The sequence below is a fragment of the Pseudidiomarina insulisalsae genome, from assembly GCF_003987065.1.
Taxonomy (GTDB): domain Bacteria; phylum Pseudomonadota; class Gammaproteobacteria; order Enterobacterales; family Alteromonadaceae; genus Pseudidiomarina; species Pseudidiomarina insulisalsae.
The window spans coordinates 182302-208607 of the sequence record NZ_PIPY01000004.1; the positions used below are offsets into that span (position 1 = coordinate 182302).

Below are 26306 nucleotides of genomic sequence, written 5' to 3' on the forward strand. Positions count from 1 at the left end.
TCGTTTAATAAAAGCTGTTACGATAGTTCAAAGCTGCAAAACTGAGTTTGCTGGTTTTGCTAAACCCTTGCTAGCATTTAAATTAGTTGTTTAAAAGGCTATTGTCCAAGAAACGGTTCTAAAAAGGTGAGCAAATGGCATCCTCAGCAGCGTGTTGTGATTTGATACTGTTTGGCAGTTGCGGTGATCTGGCACGGCGCAAACTACTACCTGCTCTTTATCAGTTGGAAAAAGCGGGCTTGTTGCATAGTGACACGCGCATTATCGGCGTTGCCCGGGAGTCATTGTCGCTTGCTGAATATCGGGCGAAGGTCGGCGAAGATTTGCGCCAGTTACTGACCCGCGAAACTTTGGATGAGAGCGTCTGGCAGCGCTTTGAAAAAAAGCTTTCCTACTGTGAAATCGAACTTTCCGATCTAGACCAATATGAAGCGTTAACAGAGTGGGTGGACACCAGCGGCGCCAGTGAGCATGAGCGTACGCCGATTTGCTATTTTGCCACGCCCCCACATTTGTTTGCGACTCTCTGTAAGGGGCTTCACAGTGTGGGGCTGACACGAGAGCCCACCCGGGTTGTGCTGGAAAAGCCCTTGGGGCAGGATTTAGCGTCGTCGCAAAAAATTAACCGCCAGGTAGCGGAGTACTTTCACGAGTCGCAGGTCTACCGTATCGATCATTATTTAGGCAAAGAGACTGTACTAAACCTATTAGCACTGCGTTTTGCCAACTCTATTTTTTCTGACCAGTGGAGTCACAGCACCATTGATCATATTCAGATCACCGCTGCCGAGCAGGTGGGTGTAGAAGGGCGCTGGAGCTATTACGATGACGCCGGACAGCTACGGGACATGGTGCAAAACCATTTGTTGCAGGTACTTTCGCTGATAGCCATGGAGCCGCCGACGCGGTTAGACACTGAAAGTATCCGTGAAGAGAAACTTAAAGTATTACGCTCGTTACGGCCTATTGATCGCGACAATGTTCACGATGACACAGTACGGGGCCAATACACCGCAGGGTTTGTTGGCGATCATAAGGTGCCGGGTTATCTCGAGGAAGAGGGTGCGGCCACGGACAGTACCACTGAAACCTTTGTTGCGCTGAAAACCCATATCGATAACTGGCGCTGGTCCGGTGTGCCGTTTTATTTACGCACCGGTAAGCGTATGCCGCACAAGCGTACTGAGGTTGTTATTACCTTCAAGCGCCAGCCCCATAATATTTTTTATGAAACCCAGAGCCAGTTGCCACCCAATCGCTTAATCATCCGTTTGCAGCCTGACGAGGGCGTCGAGATTCAGATGATGAATAAGGTACCTGGTCTGGGCAAGCAAATGCAGCTAAAGCCCACCACTTTAGATTTAAGTTTTTATGAAACCTTTGAAAATAAACGTATTGCGGATGCCTATGAGCGTCTACTATTAGAAGCAATGCAGGGGAATCAGTACCTGTTCGTCGCCCGTGAAGAAGTGGAACACGCCTGGCGCTGGATCGACGGTATCCGTGCCGCCTGGCAACAACTACCAGAGGGGCCGAAAACCTACCAGGCGGGAACCTGGGGTCCTACGGCCGCGGTGACGCTGATGGCCCAGGATGGTCGCGAATGGGATGACGAAGACTGAGATTGAGATAACACATACATAGCGAAGCAGCGTCGGGGGAAGAGATAACTGATGTCATTATCGATTCACAAGTTCAAACACGACAGTGATCTTGTCGATGAGTTTTCACGTCGCATTTGCCAATTGCTGGAACAAGCGGTGACAGAGCGGGAGCACGCTTATCTGGTGGTCTCAGGCGGCCGTACGCCGGTGGCCTTGTTCGAGCGTTTGAGTAAACAGGTACTGCCCTGGCCGCAGATCACCATTTTACTGGCCGATGAGCGGTGGTTATCTGCTAATGACGCGAATAGTAACGAGCGCCTGGTGCGTCAGCACCTGTTACAGCATCAGGCTGCCGCAGCCAATTTTATCAGTCTGCTGACTGACGCCGATGATGCGCATGAAGCTCTCGATGAGCTCAATCAACGTGTTGCGGTAATTCCATGTTTTGATGTCGTTTTACTGGGTATGGGTGAAGATGGTCATACGGCGTCGCTATTTCCCGATAGCCCCGAAGCAGAGCTTGAGCATGCGCTGAATACCAGCGATCCGGTGGCGGCGATAACGCCGCGAGCAGCGCCTTATCAGCGGGTCACCTTAACCCGTTCGCGCCTGATGCACAGCCGTATTATTTTCTTTCAGTTGTCAGGTACGGCCAAGCAGAAAGTCCTTGAACAAGCCGTTGTGCCAGCCGCCGGGCTGCCGGTCAGTCGCTTTTTACAACAACAGGAAGTGCCTGTTGAAGTCATGCTGGCCACGCCAGAGGAGTAAGTTATGCATCCTGTCATTGAACGAGTCACTCAGCGCATTGAAGAACGCAGCGCAGCAGACCGGCTGCATTATCTTGAACAAATGGCAGCCGCGCGTCGCCGCGGACCGCATCGCGGTGCTTTGTCATGCGGAAATCTGGCACATGGTTTTGCGGCGTGCGGCAAGGGCGAAAAAGGTGAATTGCGCAGTTTGATCAAAGCCAATATTGGTATTGTCACCGCCTACAACGACATGCTCTCAGCGCATCAGCCGTACCATGATTACCCGCAAAAGCTTAAGCAGGCCATTCGTGAGGTGGGTAGTGTGGCGCAGGTCGCAGGCGGCGTACCAGCCATGTGTGACGGAGTTACCCAAGGACAACCAGGGATGGAACTCAGTCTCATTAGTCGTGACGTGATTGCCATGGCCACCGCGGTAAGTTTATCGCATAACATGTTTGACGGTGGCTTGATGCTGGGTATCTGCGACAAAATTGTACCCGGATTGTTATTGGCGGCGTTGCGCTTTGGCCATTTACCTTTTGTGTTTGTACCGGCAGGTCCCATGCCTTCGGGTATCAGTAATAAAGAAAAAGCGCGGGTACGTGAGCTTTACGCCGAAGGCAAAGTAAGTAAGGACGATCTGCTTGAAGCGGAGGCTGCTTCGTATCATAGCCCCGGCACCTGCACCTTTTACGGGACCGCGAATTCAAACCAGCTGGTGATTGAAATGATGGGTCTGCAGTTGCCAGGTTCTTCTTTTGTAAACCCGGGTAGCGGGTTGCGCGAAGAGTTGACACGTGTGGCGGCGCAGCAGGTCACGCGCATTACTGATTTAGGCACTGATTACACGCCCATCAGTGACATCGTTACCGCCAAAAGCATCGTCAACGGTCTGGTGGGTTTGCTTGCCACCGCAGGCTCAACCAATCACACCATGCACCTTGTCGCTGTAGCGCGCGCCGCCGGTTATCGTGTGAACTGGGATGATTTTGCGGAGCTTTCCAGCGCGACGCCGTTGGTGACACGTCTTTATCCCAATGGTGAAGCCGATATCAACGCTTTTCAGCGTGCCGGAGGCATGGCCTTCCTGATCCGGACCTTGCTTGACGCTGGCTTGCTGCACGAAGATGTGAAAACAGTTGCTGGGCCGGGATTACATCGTTATACGCAAAAGCCGGAATTGGAGGAGGGTAAAGTTGTCTGGCGTGAGGGACCGACAGAATCGCTTGATACCAGTGTGTTACGAAGTGCACAAAAGCCATTTTCCGACCATGGCGGCTTAACTGTATTAAAAGGAAATCTCGGTCGCGCGGTAATGAAAACGTCCGCGATACCCGAAGACCGGGAAATCATTACGGCACCAGCTGTTGTTCTGACCAGCCAGCATGAATTGCACCAGCGCTTTGAAGCCGGAGAGCTTGATCGTGATTGTGTAGTGGTCGTACGTTTTCAGGGTCCGAAAGCGATAGGTATGCCTGAATTACATAAATTAACACCGCCGTTAAGCGTGCTGCAAAAACGCGGCTATAAGGTAGCACTGGTGACCGATGGCAGAATGTCGGGTGCCTCAGGCGACGTGCCTGCAGCGATTCACGTCACGCCTGAAGCAGTTGCCGGAGGCCTGATCGGCAAAATTCAGGATGGTGATCTGGTGCGGCTCGATGCACTTGGCGGCACGCTCGACGTGCTGGTTGAGAGTGATGAATTGGCGCAGCGGCCACAAGCAACGTTCGATTTAAGTGACAGCCATCAGGGCATGGGGCGTGAGATGTTTGGCGCTTTTCGCGCGAATTTTAGTGGTGCTGAAGAGGGCGCCTGTGTTTTATTTACGGACCAATAGCCGAGCATGCTAATACAAAAACGGAGCCCCCAATGAGCTTTTCCCATTGGCAACTGGCGCCTGCCGACCTATTTAAGTTAACCCCAGTGATCCCGGTCATGGTGATCGAACGGCTGGAAGACGCGTTGCCCATGGGTGAGGCATTACTGGCCGCGGGCATTCCCATGTTGGAAGTCACGCTGCGCACACCCGTTGCGCTGGCGGCGATTGAACGGTTACGCGAGCGCTTGCCACAGGCGATCGTCGGTGCGGGCACGGTAACCAATGAAAAGGAATTGATAGCGGCGAAGGCCGCTGGTGCGCAATTCGCGATTAGTCCGGGTATTACCACGCAGCTGCTGGAAGCCGGGCGACGCTCCGATGTACCTTTGATACCTGGGGTTGCGACGGTCTCTGAGCTAATGCTGGCAAAAGAGATGGGGTACACGCACCTGAAGTTCTTCCCCGCAGAAGCTGCCGGCGGCACAGCCATGTTAAAAAGTATGGCGGGACCCTTTGCCGAAATTCGTTTTTGTCCGACCGGTGGCATAGGCCCAGATAACTTCCGCGACTACCTGGCATTGCCGAATGTCATGTGCGTCGGTGGTTCCTGGATTTTGCCAAAAGCAGCGGTTGAAGCGGGTGACTGGGCGAAAGTGCAAGAAATTGCCGCAGCCGCGGTCAGCGCGGCAAAGTGACAGAATAGCCAATAAAAAAGGGAGTAAAGCCTGAGCCTTACTCCCTTTTCTTAATCGTTTACGCGATTAGAGCGCGACGATATTTTCTGCTTGTGGGCCTTTTTGACCTTGCGTAATCGTGAACGATACGCGTTGGCCTTCAGCCAGAGTTTTGAAGCCATTACCGGCAATCGCGCTGAAGTGTGCGAATACGTCCGCGCCACCTTGCTGCTCGATAAAGCCAAAACCTTTTGCTTCGTTAAACCACTTCACAACGCCAGTTACTGTATTAGACATAATCTATATTCCTGAAAAAAATTTTGAAATTTCCGCCACAGCTTAGGCCATGCACGGGGTCTTGCGGGGTAAAAATGGAAATTTAAAACTACAGGACGAAGATTAACTGCTAATAACGCGACGTAGAGGAGGTTTAACTATCAAATTCTTATCCAACGCCGCGTACAATACGCTGATTCCTACCGAAGTCAAACATTATTTTCGTGCCGCAAAAACTTTGCCAATAATCTGATAGAGGCTTTGCTGCGTGAAGTCGTAGTCGCCTTCGGTGGCTACACGGTGCACAAACACAAAATCCGATGCCGGATAAACACCCAACATGTGAATACCTACGCCAGTGTGGAAAAAAGCTTTTGTCGGGCGCTCTGCGTTGGCATTAATGACATTCCAAAGCAATCCATAGCCGAAGTCCATGTAGCGGTTCGTGACCGAGTACGAGGTGGTACTTTGCGCGATCCACTCTTCAGATAGAATACGTTGCCCGTTCCATACGCCGTTATTCTCGTAAAGTTGGCCATAAAGCGCCATATCGTAGGCCGACATCCGAAAATGATATGCCGGGAACTGAGATTTATCCCGCTCATACTGATAAAAACCGTCGACTTCCAGGGTTGAAATATCGGTGTCGTCAGTGATGGTGGTATAGGTACCGGTGAAGCTGCGCATGCCGAGTGGTTTGGCAATTTCACGGGCGAAAGCGGTATAGATGCTTTCGCCGCTGAGCTGCTCGAAGATAGCGCCGGCAACATTGAAATCCCAGTTATTGTAGACATACATACTGCCAGGAGACTGGCTCTGACGCTCGGGGAAGCTGAGCCAGCATGCCTGCCGACGTAGCAGCAGCCGGATGATAAATACCCGAACGCGACTGCAGTAACTGACGCACGGTTGCGGTTTTCTCTAATTCGCTTAATGGCGATAGGTCGTCAATGCCAAGCTCCGCAAGAGTTGCGTCGAGATCAATCACGCCGCGTTCCACATAAATTCCATAAAGCGAGTTCAGCATTGCTTTGCGGAAGGAGTGAATGGTGTGTGCTTCGTGAATGTCGCCATACTCAAAAACAATTTTGCTGTCGCTCATCAGCACCATCGATGAGGTGCCGGTGGTCGCAACAAAATCTGACAGCGCTGACAGTTGCTCCGGGTCGAATCCATGCGCTTGTGGCTGCGCGCGGCACACCGGATCTTTGAGTGTTGCTACGATATGCGGCAGGGCATGTTCCTGCGCGGAGCGATTAGCTTTTGCATTGCCGCCTAACACCAGTGTTTGCCCGCTGGGTAATTCAACTTCCGACAGATTCACCGGTGTTCCCGGGGCAATGACATGGCCAGCGCCGGCATAGGTTAAGACCGTGATACGGCTTTGCTCATTCGCGTCTGCGAACTGCTGCAGCAATGTTTCGGCCATCTCGGCTGCGGGCCATAGCTGGTCGTCTTCGCCAGCGACCAGGACGACCTCTCCAGTTATCTTAGTCGCATCAATTTCAGCCTGTGCCGCATCGCTATGTTGTAAATCTTCGACAAAATAAGGACGCCCGATAAAACGGTCGACCTCATAGTCTGGCTGCGAATGCCGTTGCAGATAGGCAAGGGGCCGGCCTGCATAAGTCCAGGCTGCTTTGCTGCTATCGCCGATCGCGCCCCAACTATGCGAACTCGGTGCAATACCCACCACCGGAGCGAAGTCACTGTTGTGGCTGCCTAACAGTAGCGCAAGTTCAGCACCACGGGAGCTACCTACCACGCCGACTTGCTGGCACTGGTTTCGCTGTAGTTGCGGTGACGCGTCAATGTAATCAACGGCCGCCGAGAAATATTCGAGAGGAATTTCACTGAGTTGTGCGGGCAGACGCGGCATACCGAAGTAGCCCACGGCGAGCGCCGCCAGCCCTTGGTCTGCAAGCACCTGCGCGGTTGCGACTGCGCTTTGCACACCGCCATCAGAACCGCCAACAACAATCACCGTGGTCAGCGGCGCTTCAGTTTTAGGAGTAACAAGTACACCTTGCAGACCCTCGTGGTCGACCTTGCTTACCTGCAAGTGCTCGGGGTAACCCGGTTCGTTACAGCCGCTCAGGGCTAGGGCAGCAAGCAGGCTTGCCAAAATTTTTGCTTTCATTTGCATTGATTTTTCTCATATTTTTTTTAGCCATTAAACGGATTTGCAGCTATTTTGACAAGTAACAAATGTAAGCGAGTATGAGCAGACGAAACAACTTCAGACAAGGGCAGGAGTGCATGACGAAGCAGTCGGGTAAGTTGAGACGTAATATCCATTTTCCGATGTTGGTGTTGTATGGGGTAGGGACCATGGTCGGTGCGGGGTTTTATGCACTGGCCGGTAAAGTGGCTGGCGTCGCTGGACTGTTTGCGCCTATCGCCTTTGGTCTGGCCGGTCTGCTTGCCTTGTTTAGTGCACTTGCTTTTGCTGAGCTATCGTCGCGGCTGCCACATGCTGGCGGTTCAGCGCGCTACGTTGAGGCCGCTTTCGCGAGGCGCTGGCTGTCCGCTGTGGTGGGGTGGCTGATCATCACCACCGGCGTTGTATCTTCAGCCACGCTAACGGTGGCGACGGTGCGCTTTATTGAAGACTTTATTAGTGTACCGCAAGCGGTGGCGATTATTGTCGTGGCTTTATTCCTCGGCGGTGTTGCCGTGTGGGGCGTACGTCAGGCGGTAAGCGTTGTGGTCGGAATTTGTCTGTTACAAATAGCCACCTTGCTCTATGTTGCCTACGCGGCAACAACCCTGCCTGACCCAACTTCCGTTACCTGGTCGCAATTAGTGCCACCGCTGGAGGGTGGCGCATGGATAGCTATTCTGAGCGCGTCTTTTCTGGCCTTTTATGCCTTTATTGGCTTTGAGGACATGGTCACCATGGCGGAGGAGGTTGAGGATGTCAGAAGCGACATGCCGTGGGCACTGATTCTTAGCCTTGTGATAACCGCAATCCTTTACATGCTGGTCAGTACCTCTTTGGTCACAGCGGTGTCGCCGCAAACGCTCTCAGAGGCCAAAACGCCCTTAGCAGAAGCTGTTCGACACCACGGTACACTGGCGGTTGGATTGATTGGCGTCATTAGTATTTTATCGGCGTTAAATAGCGCCCTGGTGCAACTTATGATGGTCGCGCGAGTGGCCTACGGTATGGCCGATCGCAATTACGCCCCGCAAGCGCTTGGTAAAGTGAGCCAACGTACCCAAACCCCATGGCTTGCGACGGTCCTTGCTACTGCAGCCATCATGGTACTGGCGCTATCGCTGGAAATGACAACATTGGCGAATGCCACCAGTGTTGTATTACTCGGCGTCTTTACCATGGTGAACATTGCCCTGTGGTGGCTCAAAGGTCAGGACGGCAAAGGGCACGCTAAATACTTTAATTTGCCGCGCTGGGTGCCTTTGTTGGGCGCCACAGTCTCGCTTGCAGCGCTGACGTTCAAGCTTATCCAGTGGTAAATCGGTAATTTAGTCTGGCAGTTTAAAACCGAAGCGTTCACCTTCGTCCCAGGCATTGCGGTTATTGCCATAATTAGGGATGCCCTGATTTGCTTTGAGTATTCTTGCCAGATGAATACAGTTCCAGGTCATGATGGTGGTGTTGCGTTGGGTAAATTCATTATCGAAGCCAGCGCGCGTTCCGTCTTCTAATGTATCGCCAAATGAAGGGCCGGGTCCGGCTTCGCCAATCCAGCCACAATCGGCCTGTGGAGGAATAGTGTAACCGAGATGGTTCAGAGCAAAACCCAGCGTCATCGCGGTATGCTTAATACCATCCTCATTGCCGGTAATCACGCAGCCGCCAACTTTGCCGTAGTAGATTGACTGGCCTTTGTCATTTAATTCTGCCGACATTGCATACAAGCGCTCAATAAGAATGCGGCAAAGCGAACTCTCTTCACCCAGCCAAAGCGGTGTGCCAATAATCAATATGTCGGCTGCTTTTATCTCGCTCCAGATAAATGGCCAGTCGTCTTTGTCCCAGCCGTGTTCCGTCATATCAGGATAGATGCCGGGAGGGCATTCATAGTCAGCAAAATGGATATGTTCGACCACGACATTTGCGGTTCTCATGATGGCAGCGGAAGCATCAAGCAGCGTTCGGGTGTGGCTTTGACTGGCATCTTTCTTTAATGAGGTATTAACGTACAGCGCCGTTAAGTTATCAGTGTCGCTCATGATGCTTCTCCCTACGCTTTTTCAAGTAAGGATAGTGCAGCGATTCAGGGTATTCCAATAAGGTAAAACTTGGCGAACTGCGAGAGAAGTGGTGCGTCCGAGTAGACTCGAACTACCGACCCCCACCATGTCAAGGTGGTGCTCTAACCAACTGAGCTACGGACGCACATTTTGACAAGCTTGTTCACGTTGCGTGAACGGCCGCTATATTAGTCATTCTATGGTATGCGTGCAAGCCATTTTTGCGAAAAATCGCTGTTGGCCGGGCTGTTTGTCTAACATTTCAACAGATCGCAGTGTAACCTGTTTAATATAGCAAACTTGCGGCAACTGATGAGCCTACCGATGCAGCAGCATGTCATTCAAATTAAGTTAGAACGAATTGAGCAGCTTTTTAACTCGTTTGACCCGACACCATTTGTTGGTCGTGATCTTGATCCGGCAGCGGATGATTTTATTGCGGGCTGGGCAGATGAGTTTCCGCGCGAGGGGGCCTTCAAAATTGTATTGCAGCTTTCGGAGTCTCGAGATTTAGTAAAAGCACAGAGTAGGGCACAAGATGCGGTGCGCAACTACTATTCAGCACGTGCTGCAGTGCAACAACACAAGCTCCATCGCTTGTTTCGCAATGGTCGTATGAGTCTTGTGGTCGGTCTTTCGTTCCTCGTTGCTTGTCATATTATGAGCGAGTTCTTAGAGCAACGTTTCGCAGCAGAAACCTTGCCGAGTTTGATTGCACATGGGCTGATTATTGCTGGGTGGGTGGCAATGTGGCGGCCTCTTGAGATTTTCCTTTATGACTGGTGGCCGCTGCGTCGGCGTTTGCATTTGCTGCGTAGGCTCGCTACTGCACAAGTAGAAGTGTCTAGCGGAGTACCTGACCAAGCTGATTCTGTGCGATCAGCCGAACCACGTAAGAAACCTTAAGAAACGGGGGCAGTTGCAGCAGATTTTTTAAACACCGTAACCTTCCGTTAATCTGGAGTCTAGTGAAGAATGTTTGCCGTTGGCTTCTGAATCGAACGAGGCTTTCAATGGAGGCTTTTGCTAAGTAAAGCGAAGTGGACTAATCAAGCTTTATTGCCTCCAAATGGTTAATGTTAAGCAGTCTCAACTAATTTTGCCAGAGCAGTGAGGCAAATTATATCCTCATAATCATTGTGGTCGTCCCAGTTCAGATAGATAGTCGCGGCGAGTTGTTTTTTTAAGAGTTGGCAAGTTGTTGACAGCAAGTTGTAAAGTATTTTTTTCGTTGTTACGGTTTGCTTTGCGTTTAGGGATAGGGATATTAAAATGGAACAAACTTATTTAAAGATGTTGTTACTTCTTGCTGCCGTTTTGGGCTTCCTGGAAACAGCTAATGCGCGGGAAACAATTGATATTTATGTTTGTGACAATTGCGATAGCTATTCAGCGATGGAAGCAATTGCGTATGGTGAGGCCTTTCCAGTTGAGTGTTTTGAGGGTCCCATGTTGGAGGGCGGAGTGTCTCCCAGCACTGATTCTGGATCAACGAGTACGACCGCTCAATGTTTCGCTCCTCCTCGATTATTAATTGTTGCTAGTCCACATAACGAGATAGCGCGAAAGTTTGTTGTGCAAGCTCCAAATCCATTTACGGGGCATCCCGGGTTAGCGAGTACTCAGTTTATCAATGTAGATGAACAAGCAGTACTAGATAAGCTTTATGACCTCGAAAAAGTGGTGCGTGAAGCGTTATCAGCAATTAACAATGGAACAGCGTTGACACTACCTTCGTTGGCGCAAGTCCAACATTCATCATCGGTAAGCACGCAGACAACAGATGGCAATGTTGATGAATCCTGTTTGACTTCGGCTGCCGCTCATGTTTTTAGCTCTGACGAAAATAAAAGGGAACTGGAACGTCAGATGGCGACTGCCTTGATGGATGAAATAGGAGCGCGTAGCTGGAATGAATTTACTTCGACTCTGCAACTTTCAGGAACCAGCTCGTCAAATGGTTTGACGATTTCAGTTGGAACCGATACTAGCGTAAGTGCAGGTGTAGAGGGTACCGTGCATTACGAACATAGAACGAGTCGAGTTACGTTAATTCCTGTTGGCGGAGAGAGCTGCGTGATTGGTTCTTTTCTCTGTGACGGCCCAGACCCTGAGAATGTGATCATTTACGACGTTATTTACAGTGGTAATATAAATTCAGGTAGCATTAACGAGCTGAACTTCAGCTTCGTGATGAACCTCAACACCTCCAATATTGATGGTGTAGATGTTGGTATGATATTAGACCGCGGCGTACACCGAGCGGAAAACGATCCTGATAGTTGCTTATCGCAGTTTGTCGCAGCTATTGACGAAACCTCCCCAATATTCATAGATGAAGAGACGCTAAGCGGGCCGCAACAGATAGCTACGGATGAGGGTGAAATTACCGCCTGTTTGAGTACTAAATCGGTAAGAGCTTGCGTAACTCGTGATGATGATAATGCACAACGATGTTCATCGGTTGTCATGTTTTACTATAAATTGTGCGAAGTAAATTAGTAAGCCGGTCAATGTTTATTTTGAATTGATGGGGGCAGGCGCAGCAGATTTTCGTAACAACGTCGTAATCGCTGCGCTGATGCCATCGAGGGTCATGGGGTACATGCGAGCACCCATGAGTTCATGCATCATGTCGATTGAGTGATGCCACTTCCAGTGTTCCAGTGGTTGCGGATTGAGCCATACCGCGTTGTCAAAATGATTCAATAAGCGCCGCATCCATACTTGACCAGGTTCTTCGTTCCAGTGCTCAACGCTGCCGCCGGGGTAGGCGATCTCATAGGGCCCCATGGTGGCGTCGCCAACGAAAATCAGCTTGTAATCACGCCCATATTTATTGATGAGTTCGCGAGTCGGTGTTTTTTCGCTGAAACGGCGCTCGTTCGATTGCCAAACTTCTTCGTAGACACAGTTGTGAAAGTAATAGAACTCGAGGTGTTTGAATTCACTGCGGGCCGCAGCAAAGAGTTGCTGGCACTCGTAAATGAAATCATCCATCGAACCGCCTACGTCAAACAAAAGCAAGACTTTGACCGCATTGTGGCGTTCCGGACGCCATTTCAAGTCGAGTAAGCCAGCCTTTTGTGAAGTGGCACGAATGGTTTCATCTAAGTCGAGTTCTTCGGCGCTGCCGGTGCGAGCGAACTTACGTAGTTTACGCAAAGCAAGCTGCATGGTGCGGTTGTTCAGTTCGCCTTCGGTGTCGAGGTCACGAAACTCGCGCTTGTCCCAGACTTTCACCGCACGGCGGGCATTGGAGCCTTCCTGTCCAATACGAATCCCTTCCGGGTGATAACCGTAAGCGCCAAAAGGTGACGTACCGCCAGTACCAATCCATTTATTGCCACCAGCATGGCGCTTTTGCTGCTCTTTCATGCGCTCTTGGAAGGCTTTCAAAAGCTCATCGAGCCCGCCCATGCTTTGTAGCTTGGCTTTGTCTTCTTCGCTGAGTTGGCGTTGCAGCGAGCGCCGCAACCAGTCCTCAGGAATCGCGCTGGCAAGGTCCACCTGCTCGACGCCTTCGAAATACTCAGCAAACGCACGGTCAAACCGATCAAACTGGCTTTCGTCTTTCACCAGGGTCAGCCGCGCCAGGTAATAAAACGCCTCGACCTCAGCAAACACCACCCGCTTTTCAAGCGCGGCCAGCAAATCCATTAATTCGGTAATGCTGGTTTTTAAACCGTGCTTGCGCAGGCAAAAGAAAAACTCAATGAGCATTAGCTTTCCCGGCGGCGTGACATGAACGCCAGTTTTTCCACCAGTTGTACGTCTTGCTCATTTTTCAGCAAGGCACCGAACATCGGCATCAGGCCGTTGCTTTCGCTCAGTTCAGCCGCGCTAATGTCTTCAACTAATAAAAGCTTCAGCCAGTCAATCAGCTCAGAAGTGGAAGGTTTCTTTTTCAGGTTCGGCAGTTTGCGCACCTCAAAGAATACTTCTAATGCAGTTTGCAAAAGCTCGCGCTGAATATCGGGGTGATGCACCGCTACGATTTGTGCCAGCGTCTGCGCATCAGGAAAATTGATGTAATGAAAGAAGCAGCGCCGCAAAAATGCATCGGGCAACTCTTTTTCATTATTTGAGGTAATGACCACAATCGGGCGGTGACGCGCGGTGATCTGCTCACCTGTTTCGTAAACATGAAACTCCATCTGATCCAGTTCATGCAACAGATCATTGGGAAATTCAATATCAGCTTTATCGATTTCGTCGATCAGCAGGACAGGGCGCTCGTCTGCTGTGAACGCCTGCCATAACTTGCCGGGTTTGATGTAGTTTGCAATATCGTGAACTTTATCGCTGCCTAGCTGACTATCGCGCAACCGCGACACCGCATCGTATTCATACAGACCTTGCTGAGCTTTGGTGGTCGACTTGATCTGCCAGCGCAACAGCGGCACGCCCAGACTATTGGCCAGCTCCTCAGCGAGGCGTGTTTTCCCGGTTCCAGGCTCACCTTTCAATAACAAAGGCTTTTCCAGAGTGACGGCCGCATTCACTGCAAGCGCAAGCTCATCGGCAACGATATAACTCGAAGTACTGCTAAACTGCATAGTCTTCCTTATTTTTTAACGATTTTTGCCGTGGTATCGAGGTAGGTTTTACCCTGATTCTTCACGGTATCATAATCCATGCTCTCGGACGCCAGGTGAACCTCTTCGAGAACCACCTGCAATTCATCCACTTCTTCATCGAGACGCTGTAATGCGTTTTCAAGGGTGTAGCTTAGCTGGTGGATGGTGGCCATATCGCTTGGTGAAAGCTCATCTTTCGCCAGAATTTCTGCCAGTTTGGCATTAAAGTTGGCAAGATTGAACAGGGCCTGGTCGAGGTTTTTCGCAGGCTGGCCTTTGAAATGCTCATAACGCTGATCTTCATCGGCCTGCACAACGGGTGCTTGCACCAAAAAGACAGTAGCAAGAGCAAACAATGAGGCTTTAAGTTTCATAAATGACTCCCTTGGGTCGGAAAAAACAGATCGTTGATAATGCTTCTTAATGAGAATTATTATCAATAATAACCCAAGCGAGTCTATACACCAAGAGGGGTAACTATCAGGTTACCCCGTCGCCAAGAGAAAAGTTGCAGGCCGAGAAAAACTCCTGCCATGGTTCGACGTGTGCTTTACTGGCAGCATTGAGCTGGTCGGTAAGATCCATCAGTGCGCGCAGGTACTCACGCATCTGCGGTTGCTCACTGAGCTGATAGAGCTCTTCGAGCGCATCGTTGGCAATGTAGCCTTGCTGCGTGAACTTGGCCATATGCGGCTGGGCTTCACCAATGAAGTACTTCAGAAAAATGGTATGCAACACGTTTGCGCGCTCAGGGCGGCCTTTACTGGTACAGCCCGAAGCGCTGGCCAGGTTCACGGTCAGTGGCTCAAGCTGATGTAAATAGGTATTTAACTCGTGCAAGCTGCGCCAAAGTTGCGGCAGATAATCGTATTGATAGAGATCTTCAAGGGCCTGCTCCACCGCGTCTTCTGTCGGAGGTTGCTGGTCTAGATCGGCCTGCAACGCGGCAATAATGGTTTCCAGCGAGGAAATAGAGGCTGCGAACAAGTCGTCGTCAGCGACGGCCAGGGTCGAGCCGCCCACCCGCAGTGCATTGCGTAGCGCCGGGTCGGTGCCAAGGGCGTGCTGACGCTCGGCCGCGAGCGTTTCTTGCTTAGCCTCCAGGGCTTCCTGCAAACGCGCGGCCAGTGCATCACCATTGGCCTCTAATTGGCGCACACAGTCCTCAATGGCCAGCGATAGTTGCACATCTTTTACATAGCGGGTAACACCACGCTCAAGGGTGCCCAGTGCGCTGTTGCGTTCTGCAATCAGTTGCCCTGCGGCACATTTATTGACGCGCCATGAGTCCAGCAACGAAATGCTCACCCGCGGCACTTCGATGCGTAGCTCTCGCGCCTGCGGTAGCAGCGGGTAACTCTTACGATGATAACTGATAGGCTCACGCTCAAGCGTGTTTGCCACCCGTGTTTGATAGTCATGCAGTGGTGTCAGGGCGGAAGGTACGTCACTGCAGCCGAGCAAAAGAAGCGCACAACAAGCGTAGCCAAGGTGGCGTAGAACTTTTACAATGTGTGTCATTGGCATTGATTCAGGACCCTCTCTCATCATGTTTACCGGTATTGTTCAAACTCAGGCAGAAGTTATCGCGGTTACCCAGCGCGAGAATTTTCGACAGCTAACCTTGCAGGTTGCACCACAGTTTCTTGAGCGTCTGGCCGTGGGCGCGAGCATTGCGATTAACGGCTGTTGTCTGACCGTGGTTGAATTTGGCGCCGATACGGTGCGTTTCGATGTCATCGATGAAACGCTGCGACTGACCAACCTTGGCGAGCTGCAACAAGGCTCTGTGGTTAACCTGGAGCGGTCGCTGAAACTTGGTGATGAAATTGGTGGCCATCACGTCTCTGGCCATATTCATACCGTAGGGACGGTGGAAACGATCACCTCGACCGATGATAACGTGGCGATGTGGATCGCGTTTGCGCCAGAGTTCAAACCCTATGTGTTTGCCAAAGGCTTTATCAGCGTGAACGGTGCGAGTCTGACGATTGGTCAAGTGCATGATAGTCAGTTCTCCTTGCATTTAATTCCGGAAACTTTGCGACTGACAAATCTGGCCGATGTTGCGCCCGGCAGCAAAGTGAATCTGGAGTTTGACCAACAGACGATCACTATTGTTGACACCGTCGAGCGCGTTCTGGCGCAGCGTGGAATCACTCATCTCTGAGAACTTTCACCACAATTTTATCGTGGATGTGATCGAGTGTGACGTCAAGGTGCACATCGCTGCCACAGGCCGGGCATTCATCCTGGTAGTCCTGGCCGCCTTGCGTGGTGTCAATTGTGACGTGAATTTGATGGCCGCAATGTGGACAGCGCACTGCAGCATCATGAAGTTTGTCCTCATTCATAGCTATCCTCATCCAGTAGATTGTCGATAAGGTGAGTATGGTGCATAGAATCCATTAACGCCAAAACAGTAGCGCGATACCCAGTGCAGCAAGCAGTGCACCGCCGATGCTGCGTGGGCTGGGCGGTTCACCACGGGCCCACTGAATAGGAATCAGCCAAAGTGGCGCGGTCGCTAACAGGGTCTGTGCCAGGCCTGGATGCAAATAAGCGATAGCGGTCTGCTGTAGCCAGATGGCCAGAAAGGTTCCCATAACAATGGCCAGCAGCAACCAGGGCAAGGAGGTATGGCGCAGTGCCGCTTTTGTCTGTACTAGCATTTTGGGTTTTAGCAACAGTAAAGCGACCGTCAATGCCGCGGTGCCAGCCGCGAGGCGTACAAATGCAGCTTGTAACGGATTCACCGCAAAGCTGGCTAAGGCTTCAAATGCCATGACCAGACCAATCGCCTGACACAGCGCAGCGCCTGTGGCTGCCGACATACCAGCCCAATTCAGTTGATTCGCGGTGCGGCGATGATCGCGCTCGGTGACAATGGTCATAATGCCCGCCAGCACTACTAAAGCGGCAAGCAGCTCGCGGCTGGTCATGGCTTCGCGTAACCACCACCACGCCACTAGTGCGGCAAAAGGCGGCGCCAGATATTCAAACAGCATGGTATACCACGGGCCGATGCGCCGCAGCGCGGTAAAATAAAGGGTGTCACCCAGAGTGATGCCGATAACGCCACTAGCTAACAGCAGCCAGGCTGCGGCACTGCCATCAAATTGCACTAACTGCTGGGTGATAAGCCCCACCAGAAACAGTAAAGGTACGGCAACGAAGCCTTTTACCAGATTTAACTGGCTGGCAGACAAATAGCTGCCCGCCTGACTGTAAAGCAGGGTGGCAAGGGCCCAGAAAAGCGCGGCAAGTAGGGCGGCCATTGGGCCGATGATAAGTTCCATAGCCGGCTATGATAACGGCAGCCGGCTTGCAGGCCAAGCCTTGCGTTGCGTGCGCTTGAGCAGTGCGGTATAGTTGCGGTTTCGTTGAATCACAAGTGACACTTGGTAGGTGCCACCACTGTTAAAGGAACACAAAGAATGCCTGTAGTAACGCTGCCTGATGGAAGTCAACGCACTTTCGAAAACCCTGTCTCCATTCTTGAAGTCGCCCAGGATATTGGTCCCGGTCTGGCCAAAGCCACCGTCGCCGGCAAAATTGATGGTGAATTGGTGGATGCCTGTGAGCTGATTACCGAAGACGCGACGGTGCACATTATTACGCCAAAAGATGACGATGGTTTACATATTATTCGTCACTCCTGTGCCCACTTGTTAGGCCATGCGTTAAAGCAGTTGTTCCCACAGGCGAAAATGGCGATTGGTCCGGTTATTGATAATGGCTTTTACTACGATGTTGATCTTGATAAGCCATTGAGCCAGGACGACCTCGAAGCGCTGGAGAAGCGCATGAAAGAGCTCGCCAAGACCGAATATGAAGTAGTGAAAAAGAAGGTCAGCTGGCAAGAAGCCCGTGAAACTTTCGTCGGTCGTCACGAACCTTACAAAGTTGAAATTTTAGATGATGACATTAGTCAGGACGACCGTCCGGGGCTGTATCATCACGAAGAATACATCGACATGTGCCGTGGTCCGCACGTACCGAACATGCGTTTTTGTCAGCACTTTAAAGTAATGAAAGTCGCCGGCGCCTACTGGCGTGGCAGCTCTGACAATAAAATGCTGCAACGCATTTACGGCACTGCATGGGCCGATAAAAAGCAGCTGAAAGCTTACCTGCAACGTCTTGAAGAAGCCGAAAAACGCGATCACCGTAAAATCGGCAAGTCGCAGGACTTATTCCACTGGCAGGAAGAAGCCCCTGGTATGGTATTCTGGCACCACAACGGCTGGACCGTTTTTCAGGAACTGGAAAAGTACGTGCGTGAGAAACTGCGCGAGTACAACTACCAGGAAGTGAAAGGCCCTTTCATGATGGACCGCGTGCTGTGGGAAAAATCAGGCCACTGGGAAAAATTCTCTGAGCTGATGTTTACCACTGCATCGGAAAACCGCGAGTACGCGATTAAGCCAATGAACTGTCCGGGACATGTGCAGATTTTCAACCAGGGCTTGAAATCGTACCGTGACCTGCCTCTGCGTATGGCCGAGTTTGGCTGCTGTCATCGCAACGAGCCTTCAGGTGCGTTGCACGGGCTGATGCGAGTGCGCGGCTTTACTCAGGACGATGCCCATGTTTTCTGTACTCCAGAGCAAGTTCAGGATGAAGTCAGCAGCTGTATCCGTATGGTTTATGAAACCTACAAAACGTTCGGCTTTGAGGACATCGTGGTAAAACTCTCGACCCGTCCTGAAAAGCGCTTAGGCGATGATGCCACCTGGGATCATGCCGAACAGGCCTTGGCTGAAGCTCTGAAAAATAATGGTATTGAGTTTGAGTATTTGCCGGGCGAGGGCGCATTCTACGGTCCGAAGATCGAATTCACTCTACATGACTGTCTGGGCCGGGCCTGGCAGTGTGGTACCGTACAGCTCGACTTCGCCTTACCAGGTCGCTTAGGTGCGACCTATGTCGGCGAAGATAACGAGCGGCATACGCCGGTGATGATTCACCGTGCCATTCTGGGGTCGCTTGAACGTTTCATGGGAATACTCATCGAAGAGTATGCAGGTTATTTCCCATTATGGCTGGCGCCCACCCAGGTTGTGGTGATGAATATTACCGATAATCAAGCGGATTACGTCAAAAATACCGTAAAAGAGTTGAATAAACTCGGATTTAGGGCGACAGCCGACTTGAGAAATGAGAAAATAGGCTTTAAAATTCGCGAGCACACATTAAAACGTGTTCCATATATGCTGGTTGTCGGTGACAAAGAGATCGAAAACCAAGCGGTTGCGGTACGTACCCGACGTGGCGAAGATCAGGGCGTAAAAGGCCTTGAGCAATTTATTGCTGAGCTACAGGACGAAGTACGTAGTCGCAAAATTAGTTAATTAATTGGAGGAATGACCCATTAAAGGCGGAAAAAGAACTCAGAAAGCTGCAGATAAAAATCGGATCAACGAAGAGATTCGCGTTAATGAAGTACGTTTGATTGGCGTTGAAGGTGATCAGATTGGTGTCGTAAGTATTCAGGAAGCTCTTGCAAAGGCCGAAGAGGCCGGAGTAGATCTGGTGGAAATTAGCCCTAACGCAGAGCCACCAGTATGTCGTCTGATGGATTATGGTAAGTTCCTCTACGAGAAAGCTAAGAGCGCGAAAGAACAAAAGAAAAATCAGAAACAAATTCAGGTGAAGGAAGTTAAATTCCGCCCTGGTACTGATGAAGGCGATTATCAGGTAAAACTGCGCAACCTGACTCGCTTTTTAGAGGGGGGTGACAAAACCAAAGTCACCGTTCGTTTCCGTGGCCGTGAAATGGCGCACCAGGAGCTTGGTATCGAATTGCTGAATCGTATCAAAGACGATTTGCAAGAGATTTCAACTGTTGAGTCGTTCCCAAGACGGGCTGAGGGTCGCCAGATGATTATGGTTCTGGCCCCTGCTAAGAAGTAACTGTGGTCTGCAAGTAGGAAGGTAAACACCGACCTCACCCTGTTACACTTGTTGTTAACAATGCGGAGTAGTTTTCATGCCGAAAATGAAATCGAAAAAGGGCGCTGCAAAGCGCTTCAAAAAAACCGCTTCAGGCGGCTTTAAATGTAAACAGTCTCATTTGCGTCACATCCTGACTAAAAAGAGCTCAAAGCGGAAGCGTCACCTGCGTGCTAAGAGCATGGTGCACGAAGCCGATGTTGGCTTAGTTCAGCGTATGTTACCATTCGCGTAAGGAAAGGAGATAGCAAATGGCACGAGTAAAACGTGGTGTGATCGCGCGTGCGCGTCACAAGAAAGTCCTGAAGCAGGCGAAAGGTTATTATGGTGCTCGTTCACGCGTCTATCGCGTAGCGAAGCAAGCAGTTATCAAAGCGGGTCAATATGCTTATCGTGACCGTCGCGCGAAGAAACGTCAATTCCGTCAATTGTGGATTGTGCGTATCAATGCTGCGGCTCGTCAAAACGGTTTGTCGTACAGCCGCTTCATCAACGGCTTGAAAAAAGCATCGGTAGAAATCGATCGTAAAATTCTGGCAGACATCGCAGTTCACGACCAAAATGGTTTTGCTGCGTTGGTAGAGAAAGCAAAAAGCTCTCTGTAAGCCACGAATTAAGTTGAAAAAGGGAGCATGATTGCTCCCTTTTTTTGTGGTTTTTCGCTATGATAGGCGCTTTAAAAACGCATCACCGGGGAAGGTCATGGAGTTGAATGACATTGTCGCGAAGGCCGAAGCTGCCGTCGCCGCCGCAACCAGTCCGCAGGAGCTAGACGCTGTGCGGGTTGAGTATATGGGCAAAAAAGGTTTATTAACCGAACAACTAAAAAGTTTGGGCAAATTATCAGCAGAAGAACGCCCAGCTGCGGGCCAGGCAATTAACCAGGCGAAGCAACAGGTTCAGCAGGCGATCAACGCGCGCAATGACGAGTTGAAGCAAGCTCAGTTGGCCGAGAAGCTCGCTGCTGAGCGTGTCGATGTCACCCTACCGGGTCGCCAGTCTGCAGTCGGCGGATTGCATCCGGTTACCCAAACCATCCAGCGTATTGAGCGCTTCTTCGGTGATTTAGGTTTTCGTGTGGAGGAAGGCCCGGAAGTTGAAGACGACTTTCATAATTTTGATGCGCTGAATATTCCCGCCAACCATCCGGCGCGGGCAGATCACGATACTTTCTATTTTACTCCAAAGACCATGCTGCGTACCCAGACCTCGGGCGTACAGATCCGCACCATGGAACGCGAGCAGCCGCCGCTGCGCATCATTTCGCCTGGCCGCGTGTATCGTAACGACTACGATCAAACCCATACGCCGATGTTCCACCAGGTCGAAGGGCTGATGGTTGATACCGATGTCAGCTTTACCCAGTTAAAAGGCATTTTGGAAGATTTCCTGGTGAACTTTTTCGAAGAATCGCTGGAAGTGCGCTTCCGTCCGTCTTATTTCCCGTTCACTGAGCCTTCAGCTGAAGTTGATGTGCGTCGTAAAGACGGCCAATGGCTGGAAGTGCTGGGCTGTGGCATGGTGCACCCGAAAGTGCTTGCGGCCGTGGGCATCGACAGTGAAAAGTACACCGGCTTTGCCTTTGGCATGGGCGTCGAGCGTCTGACGATGCTCCGCTACGGTGTGAATGACCTACGTGCGTTCTTTGAAAACGACGTACGCTTCTTGAAACAGTTTAATTAAGTTCGGGTGCAGTGATGAAATTTAGTGAAAAGTGGTTACGCAGTTGGGTCAATCCCGCGCTTGATCAGGTTGCGCTTGCCGAGCAACTGAGCATGGCAGGTCTTGAAGTAGATGATGTGACGCCAGTGGCCGAAACCTTCAGTAAGGTTGTGGTAGGTGAAGTAACGAAATGCTGGCAGCATCCGGACGCCGACAAATTACAGGTAACAGAAGTAAATATTGGTGCAGACGAACCGGCAACGATTGTCTGTGGTGCGCCGAATTGCCGTCAAGGGCTGAAAGTTGCGGTGGCAACCGTTGGCGCAGTCTTACCGGGCGATTTTAAAATTAAAAAAGCGAAGCTGCGTGGCCAGCCCTCGCACGGCATGTTGTGTTCAAGTTCAGAGCTTGGGCTCAATGACGATCACGATGGCATCATTGAACTGCCAGAAGACGCGCCAGTGGGCATGGATTACCGCGAATACCTTGAGCTGAACGATGTCACCTTTGACGTTGACCTGACGCCGAACCGTGCTGACTGTCTTGGTCTGCGCGGTATTGCCCGTGAAGTGGGTGTGCTCAATCGTCTGCCAGTGACAGAGCCTGAGATCAACAACGTGACTGCTGAGCATGAACAGCAACGTGAGATTGTTCTGGACGCTCCACAAGCTTGTCCGCGTTATTTAGGTCGGGTCGTGACCAATGTCAATGTGAAAGCCGAGTCACCGTTATGGCTGACAGAGCGGTTGCGTCGTAGCGGTGTGCGTAGCATTGATCCGGTGGTCGATGTTACCAATTACGTGTTGCTTGAACTGGGTCATCCCATGCATGCCTTTGACAATGACAAGCTTGAAGGCGCTGTTCACGTGCGTATGGCGAAAGCCGATGAAAAGCTGACGTTGCTCGACGGTAACGAGGTTACCCTACAGGACGATATTCTGGTCATTGCTGACGAAAAGAAAGCCCTGGCGATGGCCGGTGTATTTGGTGGCGAAGACAGTGGCGTCACCACCGAAAGTCAGAATATTTTTCTGGAAAGTGCATTTTTTGCGCCGGACGCCATTGCCGGACGGGCTCGCCGTTTTGGACTGCACACTGACGCTTCGCATCGTTATGAGCGTGGTGTCGATCCGGAACTACAGCGCACAGCAATGGAACGTGCTACTCAGCTGATGATTGAGATTTGTGGTGGCGAGCCAGGGCCGGTTGTAGAAGCGAAAGACCAGGGCTATTTACCGCAGCCACAGCAGGTGACACTGCGTAAACAGCGACTGGAAAAAATGCTGGGTATTACCATTGCGGACAGCGATGTGACCGAAATTCTTCAGCGTCTGGGTTTCAGCGTAAACGAAGACGGCGATAGCTGGCATGTCAGCGTTCCGACATTCCGCTTTGATATCAGTATTGAAGAAGACCTGATCGAGGAAGTGGCCCGTATTTATGGCTACCACCGTATTCAGGCTGCGGCACCGGCCGCGCAGTTACGTATGGTTCCGCGTCGTGAAGCATCACTGAGCGCCAGTAAATTCAAAAATCTGTTGGTCGATCGTGGTTTCCAGGAAGCCATTACCTATAGCTTTGTCGATCCGAAACATCAGGCACTTATGTTCGATGATGCCGCAGCGCTCACGTTGCCGTTCCCGATCAGTGTTGAAATGTCATCCATGCGTGTGAGTTTATGGCCTGGTTTGATTGGTGCGGTGGCGCATAATCAGAAACGACAACAGCAAAGTCTGGCGTTCTGCGAAACTGGCCTGCGCTTCTTACCTGACGAAAATGCAGAAAACGGCGTCTTGCAACAGGCTATGATCGCCGGTATCCGTGCAGGTAAAGCGGTCGCCGAGCAATGGAACGAAGCCGAGCGTGCGATTGACTTCTTTGATGTCAAAGGCGATGTCGAAGCTTTGCTAGCTCTCACTGGCGAAGCTGAGAAATATACCTTTGTTGCAGACTCGCATCCGTCGCTACACCCGGGGCAGTCGGCGGCCATCTTTAAAGACGGTAAGCGCGTTGGCTATGTCGGCGCCGTACATCCGCAATTTGAGAAGAAGCTGGGCCTGAACGGCAGGGCGTATGTGTTTGAGCTTGAATTAGCGGCCATTCAGCAACGCCAGTTACCTCAAGCTGAACCCATCTCGCGTTTTCCGTCCATTCGTCGCGATCTGGCGATTGTAGTACCGACCCAGTTGGCAGCAGGCGAAGTGCTCAATGCCATTGAAAATGTTGGCGTAAATCATTTGGTTGGCCTAAACTTATTTGACGTTTATGAAGGGACAGGGGTAGCTGACGGATATCGTAGTTTAGCGATTTCGCTAACGCTGCAACATCCGGAGCGCACTCTTGAAGATCAAGAAATTAACACCGCCGTAAAAACGGTCGTTAATATGCTGACTAATGAATTTGGGGCAACCCTTAGGGAGTAAGCTATGGCGCTGACCAAAGCAGATATGGCTGAACATTTGTTTGAGAAGTTTGGTATTAACAAACGTGATGCGAAACATCTGGTTGAAAACTTCTTTGAGGAAATTCGTCGTACTCTGGAACAAGGTGAGGAAGTAAAGCTCTCAGGTTTTGGTAACTTTGAGTTACGAACCAAAAGTGAGCGTCCAGGCCGCAACCCGAAGACGGGTGAAGATATTCCGATTTCGGCCCGTCGTGTGGTTACCTTCCGCCCTGGTCAGAAGCTAAAGCAACGTGTGAGCAACGCCAAGCCAAAATCATAGGCTTGGCGCTCTTTTACTTGAAAAACAGGCTGCTAAACGGATTGAGCAGCCGGCTCAAGCCTGAAGTGAAATGCATCGGTGCATCAAGCGCTGCCAATGTCAGGCAGTCCTCGTCACGGGTTTCAGGAGTATGTTTCACCGTGCTATCAAGGAAGACAAAATCACCGTCACGGTATTCTGCCGTCTCATCATTAAAGACACCATTGATAACCATTGTTGCTTCACGGCCTTTATGGGTATGCTCCGGCACACGTGTATTTTTATCCATATAAATAAAGGTCAGCACATCATCGCCGCCAACGTCGACCGAGGCGCGCCACATTTTCCCGACAACTTTATGCCAGGCACCAATGCGATGCTGGTTGCGTGCCAAAGTACCAGGTAACTGAAAACGTTTGCCTTCTAAAATAAGTTCGTTCGCTGCCTGCTGTAGACGCGGCGCTTCATGCCGATCAGGAGCTTGCGCCATAATCCGGGCAAGCATCTCGTCGCCATCGAAGCTGGCGTCGCTCAGGGCGAACTCTTCAGGTACCTCTTCCTGACCAAACATCTTATTGGCCAGCAGCTGTTCCATTTCGCGGACCTGTTCCTGACACTGTGAACACATATCCACGTGTGTTCCCACCATCATTAGCATGGCCGGACTCAAGTCGCCGGTCACGTAATGAAATAAATGTTCTTCGCTGGGGTGGAACTTAATCATCGCTATTAATCAACTCTCTAAGTTTTTGCAAAGCTAAACGTGTGCGAGACTTTACGGTACCTAACGGAATACCGAGAGCGTCTGCAACTTCCTGCTGTGACTTGCCTTCGACATAAATGAGCTCAATGACAACGCGCTGCGCCTTGGGAAGCACTTCGCAATAGCCGGCAAGCTGTTGCATCAGTAAATCGTCATCAAGGGCATAATCGTCATCAAGACTGTCGTTTTGCTCGGCAAGTACCGGCCATAATTCGTCAGCACTTAAATCGTGCTGTCGATGTTTGTTCTTCCTGAGGAAATCAAAGCGGATGTTTCGCGCTATGGTAAAAATCCAGGTCGATGCTGAACCACGATCAGGTTTGAATAAATGAGCTTTATTCCACACATTGGTCATGGTTTCTTGTACTAAATCCATTGCCGTTTGTTCATTGCCAAACTGGCGCGTGGCGTAGGTTTTCAAGCGAGGTGCGAAGTAATTAAACAGTTCACTGAACGCGGTTCGTGACTGCTCGGTCGCAACAAGGGCGAGTAAAGCCGCAGCATGGTCTGGATCATCAGGCTGCGCAGAGGACATAGAATTCCGTTTAGTTTTGGTGTTAGTCACTGTCTGCATAGTATTACCTGTGGGAAATTTCCTCAAGTTACTTTGCGATTACGCAAAAACTGCGAGTTAAGATCAAAAGTTAACTTTCACTCTCATGAATTAATCCCGCCAGGTACTCCAAAGCACGCTGACAATCACGTTCACGCAGTAAGTCCTGCTTTACTTCGGCATTCAACGGTAGTAATTCGAGCCAGCGCTGACAGACCCAGTCTGCACGCTGTAAATACTCATCTTGTGGACACTCACCGAGTTCCGGATATTCCTGATAAACCTGATGCAGTCGCTCGGCCAGGTGAGCATAGTCTTCAGGTAGCGAACTAGTCTGCCAGTGATCAATGACGGCAACTTCGCCCAGCCGCAAGCCGTCCTTTTCAACTCGCACATCTTTAACTTCGCAGGTGCTGACGCCCTCGACGGTAATACCTAATAAGCCGTCGTCACGCTGTTCAAAGTCAATGACCCGTGCCAATGTGGCAATGGGGTGAATATGCGTATTGGCTTCAACGGAGCCTTGTTCATTAAACATGCACATACCGATACGTCCAGCTTCGCCCTGCGCACATACCTCGCGTACCATACGCAGATACCGCGGTTCAAAAATACGTAACCGCATAGTGCCGCCAGGCAGAACATGGCCCGAGAGCGGAAAAAGTGGAATGTTGGTCATTACGCGATTCATTACAGCTGCCTCTTGAGATACTGACTTGTCTCACTTGTTGTTCTGTGTTTACGA

At 50.9% G+C, this 26306-nt stretch carries 28 protein-coding genes and 1 tRNA gene; 15 read left to right on the forward strand and 14 right to left on the reverse strand.

Features of this window, described 5'->3' with window-relative positions:
* Positions 1-134 precede the first annotated feature (134 nt).
* From zwf to CWI71_RS05125, 4 genes are read left to right on the forward strand one after another with little or no spacing between them, the layout of a single operon-like run.
* Positions 135-1622 carry a glucose-6-phosphate dehydrogenase gene (gene zwf / locus CWI71_RS05110; protein WP_126754193.1) on the forward strand — a complete coding sequence of 496 codons (1488 nt, stop codon included), beginning with the start codon at positions 135-137 and terminating at the stop codon, positions 1620-1622.
* A 51-nt stretch (positions 1623-1673) separates the two neighbouring features.
* Positions 1674-2372: a 6-phosphogluconolactonase gene (gene pgl / locus CWI71_RS05115; protein WP_126754194.1), complete on the forward strand. Its 699-nt coding sequence runs from the start codon at positions 1674-1676 to the stop codon at positions 2370-2372.
* A 3-nt stretch (positions 2373-2375) separates the two neighbouring features.
* Positions 2376-4193, forward strand: coding sequence for a phosphogluconate dehydratase (gene edd, locus CWI71_RS05120; protein WP_126754195.1), 1818 nt, complete (start codon positions 2376-2378; stop codon positions 4191-4193).
* A gap of 32 nt (positions 4194-4225) precedes the next feature.
* Entirely contained in the window at positions 4226-4870 is a 645-nt protein-coding gene (locus CWI71_RS05125; protein ID WP_126754196.1) for a bifunctional 4-hydroxy-2-oxoglutarate aldolase/2-dehydro-3-deoxy-phosphogluconate aldolase, read from the forward strand.
* A 66-nt stretch (positions 4871-4936) separates the two neighbouring features.
* On the opposite strand, the gene CWI71_RS05130 is transcribed toward CWI71_RS05125, so the two are convergent.
* From CWI71_RS05130 to CWI71_RS05140, 3 genes are all read right to left on the reverse strand, one after another.
* Entirely contained in the window at positions 4937-5146 is a 210-nt protein-coding gene (locus CWI71_RS05130) for a cold-shock protein (RefSeq protein ID WP_126754197.1), read from the reverse strand.
* Between the two features lie 195 nt (positions 5147-5341).
* Positions 5342-5923, reverse strand: coding sequence for a serine hydrolase domain-containing protein (locus tag CWI71_RS05135; RefSeq protein WP_126754198.1), 582 nt, complete (start codon positions 5921-5923; stop codon positions 5342-5344).
* Positions 5907-7265: an acyl-CoA thioester hydrolase/BAAT C-terminal domain-containing protein gene (locus CWI71_RS05140; RefSeq protein ID WP_157981064.1), complete on the reverse strand. Its 1359-nt coding sequence runs from the start codon at positions 7263-7265 to the stop codon at positions 5907-5909. Before CWI71_RS05140 ends, CWI71_RS05135 begins: the two co-directional genes overlap by 17 nt.
* A 119-nt stretch (positions 7266-7384) precedes the next feature.
* Here CWI71_RS05140 and CWI71_RS05145 point away from each other — a divergent pair, with 119 nt between their 5' ends.
* On the forward strand, positions 7385-8605 hold the full coding sequence (locus tag CWI71_RS05145; RefSeq protein WP_157981065.1) for an APC family permease: 1221 nt from the start codon (positions 7385-7387) through the stop codon (positions 8603-8605).
* A gap of 9 nt (positions 8606-8614) precedes the next feature.
* Here CWI71_RS05145 and CWI71_RS05150 read toward each other — a convergent pair whose 3' ends face one another.
* Together CWI71_RS05150 and CWI71_RS05155 are read right to left on the reverse strand one after the other, a co-directional pair.
* The gene (locus tag CWI71_RS05150; RefSeq protein WP_126754201.1) at positions 8615-9325 is read right to left on the reverse strand and encodes a flavodoxin family protein; all 711 of its coding nucleotides are present in this window, start codon (positions 9323-9325) and stop codon (positions 8615-8617) included.
* Positions 9326-9414: 89 nt separating this feature from the next.
* A tRNA-Val gene (locus CWI71_RS05155) sits at positions 9415-9491 on the reverse strand.
* 179 nt (positions 9492-9670) lie between these two features.
* Here CWI71_RS05155 and CWI71_RS05160 point away from each other — a divergent pair.
* Both CWI71_RS05160 and CWI71_RS05165 read left to right on the forward strand, forming a co-directional pair.
* Positions 9671-10252 carry a hypothetical protein gene (locus CWI71_RS05160; protein ID WP_126754202.1) on the forward strand — a complete coding sequence of 194 codons (582 nt, stop codon included), beginning with the start codon at positions 9671-9673 and terminating at the stop codon, positions 10250-10252.
* Between the two features lie 366 nt (positions 10253-10618).
* Positions 10619-11848 (forward strand): hypothetical protein, encoded by a 1230-nt coding sequence (locus CWI71_RS05165; RefSeq protein ID WP_126754203.1) that lies wholly within the window; start codon positions 10619-10621, stop codon positions 11846-11848.
* 15 nt (positions 11849-11863) lie between these two features.
* Here the strand turns inward: CWI71_RS05165 and CWI71_RS05170 are convergent, their stop codons facing one another.
* The 4 genes from CWI71_RS05170 to CWI71_RS05185 all read right to left on the reverse strand — a co-directional run bounded on the left by CWI71_RS05170 (position 11864) and on the right by CWI71_RS05185 (position 15447).
* On the reverse strand, positions 11864-13069 hold the full coding sequence (locus tag CWI71_RS05170) for a vWA domain-containing protein (RefSeq protein WP_126754204.1): 1206 nt from the start codon (positions 13067-13069) through the stop codon (positions 11864-11866).
* Positions 13069-13905, reverse strand: a complete 837-nt coding sequence (locus tag CWI71_RS05175) for an AAA family ATPase (RefSeq protein WP_126754205.1) — start codon at positions 13903-13905, stop codon at positions 13069-13071. Before CWI71_RS05175 ends, CWI71_RS05170 begins: the two co-directional genes overlap by 1 nt.
* Before the next feature lie 8 nt (positions 13906-13913).
* On the reverse strand, positions 13914-14300 hold the full coding sequence (locus CWI71_RS05180) for a DUF6746 family protein (RefSeq protein WP_126754206.1): 387 nt from the start codon (positions 14298-14300) through the stop codon (positions 13914-13916).
* Positions 14301-14406: 106 nt separating this feature from the next.
* The gene (locus CWI71_RS05185) at positions 14407-15447 is read right to left on the reverse strand and encodes a DUF3080 family protein (protein ID WP_198678730.1); all 1041 of its coding nucleotides are present in this window, start codon (positions 15445-15447) and stop codon (positions 14407-14409) included.
* A 28-nt stretch (positions 15448-15475) separates the two neighbouring features.
* Between CWI71_RS05185 and CWI71_RS05190 the strand changes: the two genes are divergently transcribed.
* Positions 15476-16096: a riboflavin synthase subunit alpha gene (locus CWI71_RS05190; protein ID WP_126754208.1), complete on the forward strand. Its 621-nt coding sequence runs from the start codon at positions 15476-15478 to the stop codon at positions 16094-16096.
* Here CWI71_RS05190 and CWI71_RS05195 read toward each other — a convergent pair.
* Both CWI71_RS05195 and CWI71_RS05200 read right to left on the reverse strand, forming a co-directional pair.
* Positions 16083-16280, reverse strand: a complete 198-nt coding sequence (locus tag CWI71_RS05195) for a zinc ribbon domain-containing protein (protein ID WP_126754209.1) — start codon at positions 16278-16280, stop codon at positions 16083-16085. The two genes, CWI71_RS05190 and CWI71_RS05195, sit on opposite strands and share 14 nt — an antisense overlap.
* A 54-nt stretch (positions 16281-16334) precedes the next feature.
* Positions 16335-17225, reverse strand: coding sequence for a DMT family transporter (locus tag CWI71_RS05200; RefSeq protein ID WP_126754210.1), 891 nt, complete (start codon positions 17223-17225; stop codon positions 16335-16337).
* 138 nt (positions 17226-17363) lie between these two features.
* Here CWI71_RS05200 and thrS point away from each other — a divergent pair, with 138 nt between their 5' ends.
* From thrS to CWI71_RS05235, 7 genes are all read left to right on the forward strand, one after another.
* Positions 17364-19280 carry a threonine--tRNA ligase gene (gene thrS / locus CWI71_RS05205; RefSeq protein WP_126754211.1) on the forward strand — a complete coding sequence of 639 codons (1917 nt, stop codon included), beginning with the start codon at positions 17364-17366 and terminating at the stop codon, positions 19278-19280.
* Between the two features lie 19 nt (positions 19281-19299).
* Positions 19300-19842, forward strand: coding sequence for a translation initiation factor IF-3 (infC, locus tag CWI71_RS05210; RefSeq protein ID WP_126754212.1), 543 nt, complete (start codon positions 19300-19302; stop codon positions 19840-19842).
* 76 nt (positions 19843-19918) lie between these two features.
* Positions 19919-20116, forward strand: coding sequence for a 50S ribosomal protein L35 (gene rpmI / locus CWI71_RS05215; RefSeq protein ID WP_126754213.1), 198 nt, complete (start codon positions 19919-19921; stop codon positions 20114-20116).
* Positions 20117-20132: 16 nt separating this feature from the next.
* The gene (rplT, locus tag CWI71_RS05220) at positions 20133-20486 is read left to right on the forward strand and encodes a 50S ribosomal protein L20 (protein WP_126754214.1); all 354 of its coding nucleotides are present in this window, start codon (positions 20133-20135) and stop codon (positions 20484-20486) included.
* 97 nt (positions 20487-20583) lie between these two features.
* On the forward strand, positions 20584-21564 hold the full coding sequence (pheS, locus tag CWI71_RS05225; RefSeq protein WP_126754215.1) for a phenylalanine--tRNA ligase subunit alpha: 981 nt from the start codon (positions 20584-20586) through the stop codon (positions 21562-21564).
* A gap of 14 nt (positions 21565-21578) precedes the next feature.
* Positions 21579-23966, forward strand: a complete 2388-nt coding sequence (pheT, locus tag CWI71_RS05230; RefSeq protein ID WP_126754216.1) for a phenylalanine--tRNA ligase subunit beta — start codon at positions 21579-21581, stop codon at positions 23964-23966.
* Positions 23967-23969: 3 nt separating this feature from the next.
* On the forward strand, positions 23970-24266 hold the full coding sequence (locus tag CWI71_RS05235) for an integration host factor subunit alpha (protein WP_126754217.1): 297 nt from the start codon (positions 23970-23972) through the stop codon (positions 24264-24266).
* A 13-nt stretch (positions 24267-24279) separates the two neighbouring features.
* Here the strand turns inward: CWI71_RS05235 and CWI71_RS05240 are convergent, their stop codons facing one another.
* From CWI71_RS05240 to CWI71_RS05250, 3 genes are all read right to left on the reverse strand, one after another.
* Positions 24280-24969: a ChrR family anti-sigma-E factor gene (locus CWI71_RS05240; RefSeq protein WP_126754218.1), complete on the reverse strand. Its 690-nt coding sequence runs from the start codon at positions 24967-24969 to the stop codon at positions 24280-24282.
* Positions 24962-25543 carry a sigma-70 family RNA polymerase sigma factor gene (locus CWI71_RS05245; RefSeq protein ID WP_241967629.1) on the reverse strand — a complete coding sequence of 194 codons (582 nt, stop codon included), beginning with the start codon at positions 25541-25543 and terminating at the stop codon, positions 24962-24964. The genes CWI71_RS05240 and CWI71_RS05245 overlap by 8 nt, the downstream gene beginning before the upstream one ends.
* 109 nt (positions 25544-25652) lie before the next feature.
* Positions 25653-26252: an LON peptidase substrate-binding domain-containing protein gene (locus CWI71_RS05250; RefSeq protein ID WP_126754220.1), complete on the reverse strand. Its 600-nt coding sequence runs from the start codon at positions 26250-26252 to the stop codon at positions 25653-25655.
* Positions 26253-26306 lie beyond the last annotated feature (54 nt).